The sequence below is a fragment of the Hyphomicrobium zavarzinii ATCC 27496 genome (assembly GCF_000383415.1).
Lineage (GTDB): Bacteria > Pseudomonadota > Alphaproteobacteria > Rhizobiales > Hyphomicrobiaceae > Hyphomicrobium_C > Hyphomicrobium_C zavarzinii.
The window spans coordinates 191,621-204,386 of the sequence record NZ_KB911258.1 but is presented as its reverse complement, the minus strand read 5'-3'; the positions used below and the strand labels follow the sequence as shown (position 1 = coordinate 204,386).

At 64.4% G+C, this 12,766-nt stretch carries 13 protein-coding genes; 8 read left to right on the top strand and 5 right to left on the bottom strand.

What is annotated here, in order from left to right; genetic code table 11:
• The first annotated feature begins 19 nt into the window (after positions 1-19).
• Positions 20-844: a quinoprotein dehydrogenase-associated SoxYZ-like carrier gene (locus F812_RS0112095; protein WP_020086243.1), complete on the top strand. Its 825-nt coding sequence runs from the start codon at positions 20-22 to the stop codon at positions 842-844.
• 77 nt (positions 845-921) lie between these two features.
• Here F812_RS0112095 and F812_RS0112090 read toward each other — a convergent pair whose 3' ends face one another.
• The 4 genes from F812_RS0112090 to F812_RS0112075 form a co-directional block, all read right to left on the bottom strand.
• Positions 922-1,308 (bottom strand): hypothetical protein, encoded by a 387-nt coding sequence (locus F812_RS0112090; protein WP_020086242.1) that lies wholly within the window; start codon positions 1,306-1,308, stop codon positions 922-924.
• Complete coding sequence (locus F812_RS0112085) at positions 1,305-1,985, bottom strand: hypothetical protein (RefSeq protein WP_020086241.1); 681 nt, start codon at positions 1,983-1,985, stop codon at positions 1,305-1,307. Before F812_RS0112085 ends, F812_RS0112090 begins: the two co-directional genes overlap by 4 nt.
• Before the next feature lie 170 nt (positions 1,986-2,155).
• Positions 2,156-3,172, bottom strand: coding sequence for a beta-propeller fold lactonase family protein (locus tag F812_RS0112080; protein WP_020086240.1), 1,017 nt, complete (start codon positions 3,170-3,172; stop codon positions 2,156-2,158).
• Positions 3,172-3,702: an SRPBCC family protein gene (locus F812_RS0112075; RefSeq protein WP_026868079.1), complete on the bottom strand. Its 531-nt coding sequence runs from the start codon at positions 3,700-3,702 to the stop codon at positions 3,172-3,174. Before F812_RS0112075 ends, F812_RS0112080 begins: the two co-directional genes overlap by 1 nt.
• 183 nt (positions 3,703-3,885) lie before the next feature.
• Between F812_RS0112075 and F812_RS0112070 the strand changes: the two genes are divergently transcribed.
• The 5 genes from F812_RS0112070 to F812_RS0112050 all read left to right on the top strand — a co-directional run bounded on the left by F812_RS0112070 (position 3,886) and on the right by F812_RS0112050 (position 8,999).
• Positions 3,886-5,187: a hypothetical protein gene (locus tag F812_RS0112070; protein ID WP_020086238.1), complete on the top strand. Its 1,302-nt coding sequence runs from the start codon at positions 3,886-3,888 to the stop codon at positions 5,185-5,187.
• 26 nt (positions 5,188-5,213) lie between these two features.
• A complete protein-coding gene (locus F812_RS0112065; RefSeq protein WP_020086237.1) occupies positions 5,214-6,902 on the top strand; it encodes a formylmethanofuran dehydrogenase subunit A in 1,689 nt (562 codons plus the stop codon).
• A gap of 2 nt (positions 6,903-6,904) precedes the next feature.
• The gene (gene fhcD / locus F812_RS0112060) at positions 6,905-7,813 is read left to right on the top strand and encodes a formylmethanofuran--tetrahydromethanopterin N-formyltransferase (RefSeq protein ID WP_020086236.1); all 909 of its coding nucleotides are present in this window, start codon (positions 6,905-6,907) and stop codon (positions 7,811-7,813) included.
• The gene (locus tag F812_RS0112055) at positions 7,810-8,619 is read left to right on the top strand and encodes a formylmethanofuran dehydrogenase subunit C (protein WP_020086235.1); all 810 of its coding nucleotides are present in this window, start codon (positions 7,810-7,812) and stop codon (positions 8,617-8,619) included. Before fhcD ends, F812_RS0112055 begins: the two co-directional genes overlap by 4 nt.
• 179 nt (positions 8,620-8,798) lie before the next feature.
• On the top strand, positions 8,799-8,999 hold the full coding sequence (locus F812_RS0112050; protein WP_020086234.1) for a hypothetical protein: 201 nt from the start codon (positions 8,799-8,801) through the stop codon (positions 8,997-8,999).
• A gap of 44 nt (positions 9,000-9,043) precedes the next feature.
• Here F812_RS0112050 and F812_RS0112045 read toward each other — a convergent pair whose 3' ends face one another.
• Positions 9,044-9,784 carry a DUF1194 domain-containing protein gene (locus F812_RS0112045; protein WP_020086233.1) on the bottom strand — a complete coding sequence of 247 codons (741 nt, stop codon included), beginning with the start codon at positions 9,782-9,784 and terminating at the stop codon, positions 9,044-9,046.
• A gap of 223 nt (positions 9,785-10,007) precedes the next feature.
• Here F812_RS0112045 and F812_RS0112040 point away from each other — a divergent pair, with 223 nt between their 5' ends.
• Entirely contained in the window at positions 10,008-10,403 is a 396-nt protein-coding gene (locus F812_RS0112040; RefSeq protein ID WP_020086232.1) for a DUF2946 family protein, read from the top strand.
• A gap of 94 nt (positions 10,404-10,497) precedes the next feature.
• Positions 10,498-12,762 carry a TonB-dependent receptor family protein gene (locus tag F812_RS0112035; RefSeq protein WP_020086231.1) on the top strand — a complete coding sequence of 755 codons (2,265 nt, stop codon included), beginning with the start codon at positions 10,498-10,500 and terminating at the stop codon, positions 12,760-12,762.
• Positions 12,763-12,766: the final 4 nt, after the last annotated feature.

The window sequence follows — 12,766 nt, the reverse complement described above, 5'->3', positions numbered from 1 at the left end:
CCAAAACGGAGGACGTACAATGGTTCACCGCGCTTTCACGACACGTCTCAGCAGTCTCAAGGTGCTCGTTGCCGCGGCACTCGTCGTTGCGGGCGGCTGGACCGGCGCCCTCGCCGCAGACGAGGAAGACATCTGGCCGGCACTTCAGAAGGACCTATTCGGCGCGCGCGAAGCGGTGGAAGACACCCGCGCCGTCACGCTCGAGGCGCCTTACCGGGCGGAGGATGCCGCTCTCGTTCCGCTTACGGTTCGCCTCCCCGCGGCAACGGCCGCGACGGCCAAGAAACTGATGCTCGTGATCGACAAGAACCCGGCTCCGCTGGTCGCCGATTTCACGTTCGGGCCTGCTGCGGGTGCGGGCGAGCGCGTGCTCGAAACGCGTGTGCGCATCGACATGTATTCGAACGTTCGAGCCATCGTCGAAACCAACGACGGCAAGCTTCTGATGGCAACGAAGTTCGTGAAGGCCGCGGGCGGATGCTCCGCGCCAGCTCTCAAGGACACCGACGCAGTGCTCGCGGAAGCCGGCAAAATGCAGATCAAGGTGCTCGCCAACACCGCAGACGGGCAGCGTGAAGGGCAGCTCAAAATCCGCCATCCGCAGTACTCGGGCCTGCAGCTCAACCAGGCGACCGGATACTACATTCCCGCGAAATTCCTGCGTGTGATCGAGGTGCAGCGCGGCGGCGAGCGCGTGTTCCGCATGGAAGGCGGCATCTCGCTTTCAGAGGATCCGAACATCCGCTTCACGTACGCTCCGGGCGGCGACGAAACACTGGTTGTTACGGCCGAGGACACCGACGGGCGCACCTTCAAGGGACAGGCGGGGCCGAAAGGCTCCTGATTGCGCGCATAGGCTCTGCGATCAAAAAAAGGGCGCCTCGAAGGGCGCCCTTTTTCATTCCGGCACGCGAGACCCGATCAGAAGCAGCGGATCTCACCCTCGACCTGCGCACGCTTCAGGTTCTTGATCTTCTCGAGCATGGCGGGCGCGTACATATAGGCCACGCTCTCGCCGCCGCGCTGGCGCACCGACATGATGGTCTCGGCCTCCTCGTATTCCTTGTAAGGAAGCGCGGAGGCAATCACGTCGATGGAGCAGGCGCACTTCTCGAGGATGTCGCGGCCCTGCCCGTTGACCATCATGCAGCCGTAGACGTAGTCGGCGCGGGCGAATGTCGGATAGTCGTTGACGAGGCTGCTGCTCGTCGTCTTCTCCGCGCATTCCTCGCCGATAGCGACGGCACCCGCCGCCACGATGCCGACGGTCGCAGCCGCGAGCGCAAGAGCGAACTTTCTCATCGTCATTTCTGCTCTCCCATTCCGACGACCTTGATCTGCTCGTCAAGCTTGGGGCCGGCCGCCTCGGTGCTGATGTAGCTCGCCTGGAGGTCGACAAAATAGCCGGGCACCTGCTCGCTGACGATCACGGTGAACCGCGAGTTCTCGAAGCCTTGCATCTTCTTGGCGTTGGCGTCGTCGGCGTAGGGTGCGATGGTGATCTTGTAGGCATCGACGGACTTTCCGTCGAAGTCATACTTGATCTCCTCGACCTTGGCCTTGTCGCGGAACGCTTCGCGGAACCTCGCCTTCAAGTACATCTGGTTGCCGCCCGCCAGCGTGTTGAAGGTGGCGACGGCGCGGTCGAGATACCAGATGAAGAGCGGGTTGATGGTGAGCTCAGGCCAGTTCTGCGGATCGCGGGCGTTCTCGCCCGTGAAAACGCGGAACACGACATCCCGGCTGCCCTTGTCATCCACCTTCGCGACGCCAAGACGAATGTCGTCCGCGTAGTTCTTGCCGACCAGGCGCTCGTCGGAGCCGCTCCTTTCGAAGCGGTAGGTGACCTCGCGGCCCTTTTCGATGAGATCGAGCTGGCGGGTCTCGAAGAGAATGTCCACTGCCTTGTGCTCTCCGGCAGCGAGCGTGACGGACGGCAGCAACGTCAGGCAGAGAAGCGCCGACACGCGAACGAAATTCAACATGGTCCCGTTTTCCTCCTTTTGGGCGCCATTCTGGCAGCCTTCTTGGGAGTTCTTCTAACGCCGGCAGCCACATCCCGGCAATCTTCCCGAACATGAAATCTCGGAAAGGCTGTCTTTTCGGGCGGCCTGGAGGCGCCTGCCCGAGGTTCGGGCAGCCCGTCCAAACGGGGCTATCTCAGGAACAAGCCGAAGGCGCGGGGGCCGTCCCCGACCGGAATCCGGGCCGTTACCTCCAGAGTTGCCGTATCAATCCGTTCGAGCGTGTTGGACTCCCAACAAGCGACGTAGACCGCCGCACCGCTCGGGTCGGCCTCGATGCCTTCCGGGTAGTCTCCGACCTCGATGGTCTTGAGGACAGCCAGCGTCTCGAGATCGAATACGGTGACCGTGGAGCCGTACTGGTCGGTCACGAACCCGCGTCCCCCGGCCAGAGCGACCGCGTAGGGGCGGCGACCGACCTTGACCGTGCCCACGACCTTGCCGGCCACGAGATCCACCACGCTGACGTTGTCACTTCCCACATTTGCGGTGTAGGCCCGCTTGCCCTCGCGATCCACGGTGACGCCGAAGGGGCGCTCGCCGACGGTCACGTGTCCTGTCCGGGTGAAGGTCTCCGCGTCGATCAGGGATATCTCGTTGCTGTCGCGATCGGCCGTCACGATGCGCGCGCCATCCGCGGTGACGGCGACGCCCGATGGCGACTGCCCCACCTCGACGCTCGCCTTGATCTTTCCGGCCGCGGGATCGACGGCGTAAAGCTTGTGCTCGTACCAGTCTGCGACGAACACGCGATCGCCCGCGGGATGGACGGCGATGCCGAGAGGCCCCTGCCCGACGGGCACGCGCCGCACGAGCGTGCGCGCATCGGCATCGACGACGACGAGCTCCTTGCTGTCTGGAGAGGTGAGGTAGGCGAAACGCCCATCGGGCGACATGGCAACGCCCGCCGGCTTACCTCCGATATGAATTGCCGGGGCCGCCTTCTCGGCCGCGAGGTCGACCACCGAGAGCGAATCGCCCGTCTGGTTGGTGACGAAAGCCTCTCGGGCCTTGACCGGGTCAGCGGCCGCGCCGGCCGCTTGGGTGATCTGCATCAGCGCCGTTACGAGAGCGGCGATAACCAGACGCCGGGCAGGACCCGGCGTCTGGCTCGTTTCGTCGCTTGCTCCGCTCCGGCTGGCCGGCATCAGCCGCCTTCCAGCTTCTTCTTGAGCCCGGCAAGGCCGCCCTGGAACACGCCGGTGATGGCCTTAACAGCGGCCTCGTCGTTGAGCTCCGGCGGCGGGTCGTTGTTCACGTAACCGCGGTAGAATGCGCTCTTCCACTCCACCTTCGACTTGTCGCCATCGGGCGTGACGGTGAGATGCGCGGCGTAGTTCGAAACCGGCAGAACCTTCGTGTCGACCTCGGTGATCTCGTAAGAGAGCGTCTTGCCTTCGGCGCTGTATTTTGTGAGCTTCTCGAAGATCTGCCCGCCACCATCGAGCGTCAGGGTCCGAGTCGCGCCGACATCGTTGCCGCCCTTGCCCTCGGTCTTTTTGACAGCCGGATGCCAGCTCATGTCCTGAAAGTTGCCGACGACGGCCCAGACCTTGTCCGCGGGCGCGTTGATCTCGATCTGCTCGACGACTTTCTGTCGCGAGGGTCCGTGCGCCATTGCAGCTAGCGGCATGAGGCTTACAAGTGCCAGGAATGAAGCAAACAATCTAACCATCAGCAGTCCTCCGGGATTCCGTCTTGGGCTGGCGATCGCGCGCCGGCGCCGGACAATAGGGAAGAGAATGATCCTACGCAATCGATGCGCGCATTCGCCACCCCGCAACGCAGCATTTTCCGATGTTGTTTTGAGCGGCCGTCCATGCTTTTGTTCCGCGCCAAATCAAATCACGAGACCTCAACAATGACGAATTGGACCCAAGCCAAGGGCCCGGGCGACAGCCCGAAGTCCAACGCGATTACGGACGTCGCTTGCCCCTTCTGTGGTCTCGTCTGTGACGATCTCGAGATGGTACGCGACGAGACCGGCTTAAAGGTGGCGAAGAACGGCTGCGAAAAGGCCGTCGCCGGCTTCGAGCGCAAAGTCGACGGTGCACGTCCCCAGGTCGACGGACGGGATGTCGATATCGAGACCGCGATCCGGGCGGCAACCGACCTGATCCGCAAATCCTCGCTGCCGCTATACGGCGGTCTCGGAACCGACGTGGATGGCATCCGCGCGGTGATGGCGCTGGCCGACAAGTCCGGCGGCGTCGTCGATCACGCCCTCTCCGAGGGCCAGTACCGGAACTTCCGGGTGCTCCAGACGACCGGCTGGATCATGACGACGCTCACCGAGACGCGGAACCGCGCCGACGTCATCATCGTCGTGGGAAGCGACATCCAGAAGCTTCACCCGCGCTTCTTCGAGCGCATCGTCAACGTGGAGCAGTCGCTGCTCACGGAAACGCCGGCCAAGCGCACGGTCTACTTCATCGGCAAGGGGCTCGATCAGTCGGGCGTGAAGGGTCCGCGCATCGGCGAGGTCATCACGCTTCCCTGCGAGCTCGAGCGCATCGACGAGGTCGTATCCGCACTCGCTGCCGAGATCAAAGGCACCCCAGTCGGCGCCGACAGCGTCGCAGGTGTGCCGACTGCGGATATCCGCGCGCTCTCCGAGCGCTGCAAGGCTTCCGCTTATCCCGTGTTCGTCTGGGCTCCGCCGAGCCTCGCGTTCCCCAACGCCGACCTCGTCGTCAACACCGTCTCGGACCTCGTCAAGGATCTCAACGTCAAGGGCCGTGCGGCGGGCCTCGCGCTCGGCGGCAACGAGGGCGCGATCTCGGCCGGCGCCGTCTGCTCGTGGCAGAGCGGCTATCCGCTTCGCGTGAGCTTCTCGAGCGGCAAGCCCGACTACGATTTCACGCGCTATGCGATCCCGAAGATGCTGGCCGGCGGCGAAGGCGATCTTCTGGTGTGGCTCGCCTCGTTCACGCCGGATCTCGGCCCCCCGCCCGCGAGCATCCCGACCATCGTGCTCGGCACGCCCGGCATCAAGCTCAACGGCACACCGGCCGTGTACATTCCCATCGGCACGCCCGGCGTGGACCATGGCGGGCGCATCATCCGCGTGGACAACGTCGTTTCGCTGCCGCTGCGCGACCTCGGCCGTTCGAGCCTGCCCAAGGCTGCGGACGTTCTCGCAGCCATCGAACTCGCCCTTTAGACATCCCGCCTCGAGGACCTAAAAAGATGCTTATCAAGTTCACCGGCGGAACCGTGTACGACCCCGCGAACGGGGTCAACGGCGAGGTCCGGGACATCTACGCCCGCGACGGACGCATCGTCGCCGCTCCGCCGCCCGGCACCAAGATCGACCAGGAGTATTCGCTCCAGGGCCGCACGGTGATGGCTGGCGCCATCGATCCGCACAGCCATATCGGCGGCGGCAAGGTCACCATCGGGCGCATGCTGCTCCCCGAGGATCATCAGGGCCACGAAGTCGCGCGCACCGATCTCACGCGCTCCGGCTGCGGCCATGCGGTTCCCTCGACGATGACTACGGGCTACCGCTACGCGGAAATGGGCTACACGGCGGCGTTCGAGCCCGCGATGCTGCCCGCCAACGCGCGCCAGGCGCACCTCGAGATGGGCGACACGCCCATGATCGACAAAGGCGCGTTCGTGATGCTCGGCAACGACGACTTCTTCCTGCGCTCGCTCGCGCAGAAGAAGGACTTCTCGTTCATCAAGGACTATATCGCTTTCACGATGCACGCAGCGCAGGCGCTGGCAGTCAAGATCGTGAACCCGGGCGGCATCAGCGCCTTCAAGTTCAACCAGCGCCAGCTCGACCTCGACGAGCGTCACCAGTTCTACGGCCTCACCCCGCGCGACATCATCCTCACGCTGGCGCGCGGCATGAAGGAGCTCGGCGTTCCCCATCCCATTCACATCCACGGCTGCAACCTCGGCGTTCCGGGCAGCATGCACTCGACGCTGGCGACGATCCGGGCCGCGGAAGGTCTGCCGCTCCACCTCACGCATATCCAGTTCCACAGCTACGGCACGGAAGGGGATATGAAGTTCTCGTCGGGCGCGCCGCAGATCGCGGAGCTTCTGAACCAGCACAGCAACGTCTCCATCGACATCGGCCAGATCATGTTCGGCCAGACGTGCACCGCATCCGGCGACAGCATGCGCCAGTACGGCAACACGAAGTCCGCCGACCCCAAGAAGTGGGTGGTGATGGACATCGAGTGCGACAATGGCTGCGGCGTCGTGCCGATGACCTATCGCGACAAGAGCTACGTCAACGCGCTGCAGTGGGCGATCGGCCTCGAGCTGTTCCTCCTCGTCAACGACCCGTGGCGCATCTTCCTCACGACGGACCATCCGAACGGCGCGCCGTTCTACTACTATCCGCACCTCATCCGGCTTTTGATGGACCGCACCTTCCGCAACGAGATGCTGGAGAAGCTGCATCCGGGCGCACAGGCGGCGACCATCCTCAAGTCGCTCGACCGCGAATACTCGCTCTACGAGATCGCGATCATGACGCGCGCGGGTCCGGCGCGGAGCCTCGGCTTGCGGGACCGCGGACACCTGGGCGCCGGCGCCACCGCCGACATCACGGTGTACGAGGACCTCGCCGACCGCGAGGCCATGTTCAAGACGCCGCTGTTCGTGTTCAAGAACGGTGAGCTGATCGTGCGCAACGGACAGGTTGTAAAGGTCGTGGCGGGCGCCACCCACGTGGCGCGGCCCGAGTACGACCGCGCCATCGAGAAGCCGCTGCGTGAGTATTTCGAACGCTATCATACCGTGAAGCTCGACAACTTCCGTCTTTCCGACCAGGAGATCGTCGACAGCAACTGCGGCCATACCGGTGGGGAATGCGGCTGCGTCATCGTTCAGCCGTGCGGACCGAGGACCTCCTGACAATGAGCGCCATGACAAGAAACGGCGTCACGATCGACGACACCTTCGCCGAAGCTTTCGGCATGAGCGGACTCGGACTCGTGATCACGGCGGATACGCCGAAGTGGGCGATGATCTCCGCCCAGGTAATGACCGGGTTCGGCACCTCGGTCATCGGTTGCGGCGCGGAATGCGGCATCGACCGCGAGCTGTCGCCCTCGGAGACGCCTGACGGGCGGCCCGGCGTGCGGGTGCTGATGTTCGGCTTCTCGCCGGACGCGCTCGTCCCGCAGCTTCTGAACCGCGTCGGCCAGTGCGTGCTGACCAGCCCCGGCTCGGCCTGCTACAACGGTCTCGAAAGCAAGACCAAGATGGGCCTCGCCTCCGGTCCGCGCTTCTTCGGCGACGGCTGGCAGACGGCGAAGAAGCTCGGCAAGCGGCGCTTCTGGCGCGTTCCCGTCATGGACGGCGAGTTCGTGATCGAGGACAAGTGCGGCGTGACGACGGAAGCCGTCGGCGGCGGCAATCTGCTGATCCTCGGCCGCGACCGGGCCGGACTTCTCGAGGCGACAGAGGCGGCCGTTGCCGCGATTGCCAAGGTGGACGATGTGATCACGCCGTTCCCCGGCGGCATCGTGCGCTCGGGCTCCAAGGTGGGGTCGAAGTACAAGGGCGCCATCGCTTCCACCAACGACGCCTTCTGCCCCACGCTCAAGGGCGCGGTGAAGACGGAGTGCAGCCCCGATACCATCGCGGTGCTCGAGATCGTCATCGATGGCCTCACCTCGAAGTCTGTCGCCGACGCGATGCGCGCCGGTCTCAAGACCATCATCGAAATCGGCGCCGCCAAGGGCGTCACGCGGGTCTCCGCCGGCAACTACGGCGGCAAGCTCGGACAGCATCACTATCACCTGAAGGATCTGCTGCCATGAGCACGCTGAGCTTCACCCTGCTCTCCGCACCGAAGCAGGCGGTCAACCTCTCCGCGCTCATTCCGAGCAAGCTCGCGGGGCTTTCGAACGGCGCTATCGAGCAGATCGTGCTCGGCGACGGCGCGCACGCACCGCGTGTCGGCGATCTCTTCACCGTTTCCGGCACGCCGGGCGACGAGATTGCGATCTCGGGCGCCTCGCCTCTGCTCGACTATGTGGGTGCGGGCCTCGACGCCGGAACGATCACGGTCGAAGGCAACGTCGGCAATCATGCCGGACGCGGCATGAAGGGCGGCAAGATCGTCATCGCGGGCGATGCGGGCAGCTACCTCGCGTCCACGGCCACGGGCGGTCTCGTCCACGTGAAGGGCTCCGCCGGAGACTTCCTCGGCGGCACGCGCCCGGGCGATCGTTTCGGCCTCCTCGGGGGTACGGTCGTGGTCGAGGGCAACATCGGCCAGCGCGCCGGTGAGCGGATGCGGCGCGGCATGGTGGTGACGCGCGGGAAGTTCGGCCCGGCTGCCGGCTCGCGCATGGTGGGCGGCACGCTCTGGACGGAGGCAGGCTTCGGTCCCCGTCCCGGCCCGCTGCTGCGGCGTGGCACGCTGATCGGCCCTTCGGTCGACGAACTGCTTCCGACGTTCGCCGACTGCGGGCGCATCGACCCCGTGATCCTGCGCATTCTCTCGCGCTATGTGGCGGAGACGCTGGGCGCGCTCGCTCCCAAGGCTCTGCCGCCGATGGTGCGCAAGCTCGCCGGCGACCGCGCGACGATCGGCAAGGGCGAGATCCTGCTCACGGCCTAGGCCGCGCTCAACATTCTGTTTCCAGGTTCGGGCGGGCGCCTTTTCGGTCCCCGCCCGAAATATTTGTGCGCCATCCGATCCGTGGCGGCGGGCGGCGCGTATTCTCCGGGAGCGGATCGGACCCGCCGGGCTCAACCGGCGGCCTCTTTCAACCGGCCCGTCCCAGAGGAAATCAAAGCATGATCAGCATCATACTCTCTGCCTGCCTCGTGGCCGATCCGGGCCAGTGCCGGGACTTCAAGATCCCGCTCGACGTGGACATGGACACGCTTCAGTGCGCGATGGCCGCTCCGCCGTATTTCGCGCAGTGGATGGAGGAGCACCCGCAGTGGCAGGTGCGGCGCTGGAAATGCCAGCCCGCTGGTTTGAATGACACCTGATCAAGGCACAGCGCCCGGAGAGCACATGCAAGCTCCCCGGCGCGTCAGTGCGCGAGATGCGCTTCCTTGCGGGGGAACTGGCCGCTTATCTCGATCATGAACTTCTGGCGGATGGCGCGGCCGAAATCGCCGAACCCGTTGGCCGGCAGAATGAACGAGCCCGGCCCTCCCATGACGTTCTCGCGATACCAGCCTTCGAGCGTGGCCCCTTCGTCGCCTTCCAGAATCGGCAGGCCATTGATGGTCACGCCGGAGGCGGCCAGCTCATCCCGCACGCTCGCAGGCGGCTCGTCCGGGTTGCAGTTCTCGCGGCCGTCTCCCGAGACGTCGACGACGATGCGCAGGGCCTTGGCGGGAATTTGCGGAACGACCTTGTCGGAGATCGTGCGCAGCATGCCCGAAAGACATGTGAACTCACCTGTCTGACGAGGGAGCGCCCGCACCTTGGCCGCGACGGCGGCCGCATCGGCAGCATTCGAGATGCGCTGCCAGGGGAGCGCGAGGCGGGGCTTGTCGGCCCAGGTGACCATCGAGACGAGAATGCCGCCCTGAGGGCCGTTTAGTATGGCCTTCAGCACCTCGGGATCCTCGAGCGCCTTGGCGATGCCTTCCATCTGCAGCTTGTAGCGATGCTCATCCACCGAATTGGAGACGTCGACCGACACGATGAGCGCGGTGTCGACCTCTGCCGGCATGTCGGCGAGTTGTGCATGTGCGAGAGACATGCCCGCGAGCGCAGCAGCGGCAAATCCCAGCCAAAGCCGGGCCGATCTCCATGACGTCATCGCATTCTTCTCATCTTGCTCAGATCATCTTTCTTTCATCATAGCCTTGCTCTGCACCAGCCCGCCAGTCTCCCTGGTGCCGACATGGCGCCGACACGGGGCCGCTTCCCTGTGGCTTTGGAAACACGCGTAGTTGGTACGTGCGTAATTCGGTCGCTTGCCAAGGTAGGGCTTGGCCCTTACCGTGACCCGGCTCGCCCTAAGGCTCACTTCCGACGGCGAGATGGAAAGGCTTCGCTACGTGCTTACTCGCGCGCCGATAACCGTGTTTCTGCTGTTGGTGGTGGCTCTGCGCAGCCTGCTGCCGATGGGCTTCATGGTGCAGGCCGCAAGCGCCGATGGCTCGCTCGAGATCGTGATTTGCACGAGCGCGGGCCAGAAGCTCTTGAGCGTGGATCACGACGAGCCTTCATCTCCGCAGAAGCCGCAGCACGTTGAGAACGGGATTTGCCCGTTCGCCTCCACAGGCGCCGCAGCGCTCGCTGAAGCCGCATCGCAAAGCCTTGCGAGCGAGGCCGAGTATGCCGCGATCACCTACACGCTCGCGGTCGCGCTTTTCTCCGAAACGCCGAAACCTGGCGCGACATCCGCGCGTGGTCCTCCCTCCGTCTTGATCTGATCCCGCTCGCTAGAGCGTCCGACAGTGGTTCGCGTTGCGTCCGTTTCCGGTGCACGACGACCTCTCCTCGCAGATTCAATTCGGACTTAGTGTCATGACATCGCCGTTCCGCCCGCTGGCTTCGTCCCGGCTTTTCGTTTCCGTTCCCACGGCCTGCTCTCTCGCGGCGCTTTCGGCTGCTGCGTTCTGCACGCCAGCCGTGGCTCAGCAAACCGCCAAGCCTGTCACCGAACTTCCTGCCGTGACAGTGACGACCTCTCAGGGCAGCGCCAAGAAGGCGGCGAAGGCCAAGCCGCAGCAGGCACCTGCCCCCATCCAGCAGACCTCCGCCAGCGCGCCGCCGACGGATTCGGCCTCACTCCCGGCACCCGGCACCCGCTCGGGCAGTCTCAGCTCGCCCACGACCGCGGAAGCCACCGCCGACATTCAGCTCACGCCGGGCGCGGTCGAGGTTGTGCCCGACACCGCATTCAAGACGTCCACTCCAGCCGTCACGATCAAAGACGCGCTCGACTATGTTCCCGGCGTGTGGGTGCAGCCCAAGTGGGGCGAGGACAGCCGCATCTCGATCCGTGGCTCGAGCCTTTCGCGCAACTTCCATCTGCGCGGCATCCAGCTCTTCATGGACGGCATTCCGATCAACACGGCGGATGGCTACGGCGATTTCCAGGAGATCGATCCCACGGCCTATCGCTACATCGAGGTGTTCAAGGGCGCCAATGCGATGCGCTTCGGCGCTAACTCGCTCGGCGGCGCCATCAACTTCGTGATGCCGACTGGCTATGATTCCGATCTGTTCGGCGCGCGCATCGACGTCGGCAGTTTCGGCTTCCACAAGCTCTCTGTGAGCTCCGGCGGGGTGTACGGCGCAGCGGACTACTTCATCACCGGCACGTGGCAGGAGCAGGATGGCTTCCGCGACCACAGCGACGGAGAGAGCGTGCGCGGGGCCATGAACGTGGGCTACCGCCTGTCGCAAAACGTGGAGACCCGCTTCTACGTCAACGCCACCAGCGTGGACCAGCGCATTCCGGGCAGCGTGACGAGAGAGGAAGCTCTCACCAATCCCAAGGGGGCATTCGTCAGGCCGGGCTTCGGGTTCGATGGCAACGGCAATGACAACGTCGATCGCGACTATCAGCGCAACATCGACACCGTGCGCATCGCAAACAAGACAGCCATCCGGCTCGCGCCCGGCACCCTTCTCGAACTCGGCGCTTTCAACGTCGACCGCCACCTCATGCATCCCATCTTCCAGTGGCTCGACTATCGCTATGACGACTACGGCGGGTTTGCCCGGCTGACCGACGAGAGCACCATCGGCGGTTACAAAAACCGGCTCATCGCGGGCGTCAACCTGCACAACGGAACGATCGATACCAAGCAGTACGTGAACGTGCTGGGCCGGAAAGGCGCCCTCGCTGTCGACGCCGACGACACGGCGCGCAACTTCAGTGCCTACCTCGAGAACCACTTCTACGTGCAGCCTAACGTTGCGCTCATCGCAGGAACCCAGTTCCTGCATGCCGAACGGGATCGCGATGCGCATCTCGGCGCGGTCAGCGGATCGACGGAGTTCAATCTCTGGAGCCCCAAGGGTGGCATCGTGTGGGATGTCACGCGTCAATGGCAGGTGTTCGGCAATATCTCGCGCAGTGCGGAGGTCCCGAGCTTCGGCGAGAGCGTGAACGTCGGACCGACGGTCATTCCGTTCTATGACATCCGGGCGCAGCGGGCCACGACGTATGAAATCGGCACGCGCGGTGCGACAGAGGACTATAGCTGGGATGTCGCGCTCTACCGGGCCAACATCGACAACGAGCTCATGTGCTTCTACAGCGCATTCGGAAATTGCAACGTGAGCAACGCCGACAAAACCGTTCATCAGGGCATCGAGCTCGGCCTGGGCCTCGCCGTGATGAAGTCGCTCTTCGTTGACGGCAGCAATCCGGACAAGCTGTGGCTGAACACGGCTTATACGTTCAACGATTTCTTCTTCGACAACGATGCAACGTTCGGCGACAACGAGCTGCCGGGCGCGCCGCGCCACTACCTGCGCGCGGAGCTGCTCTACAAGCATCCGTCGGGCGTCTACTTCGGACCCAACGTGGAATGGGTGCCCGAGGCTTACTACGTCGACAGCGCCAACACGCTCGAAACGGAGGCTTACGCCATCTGGGGCGCCAAGCTCGGCTTCGACAACGGCGGACCGATCACGGCTTACATCGAAGGCCGTAACCTGTCGGACGAAGCCTACATCGCCAGCGCGAGCATCATCGATCAGGCGAACGCAGCGTCAACGCTGTTCGAGCCCGGAACGGGACGCGCGATTTACGGCGGCGTGCAGGTCAAGTGGTGAGAGA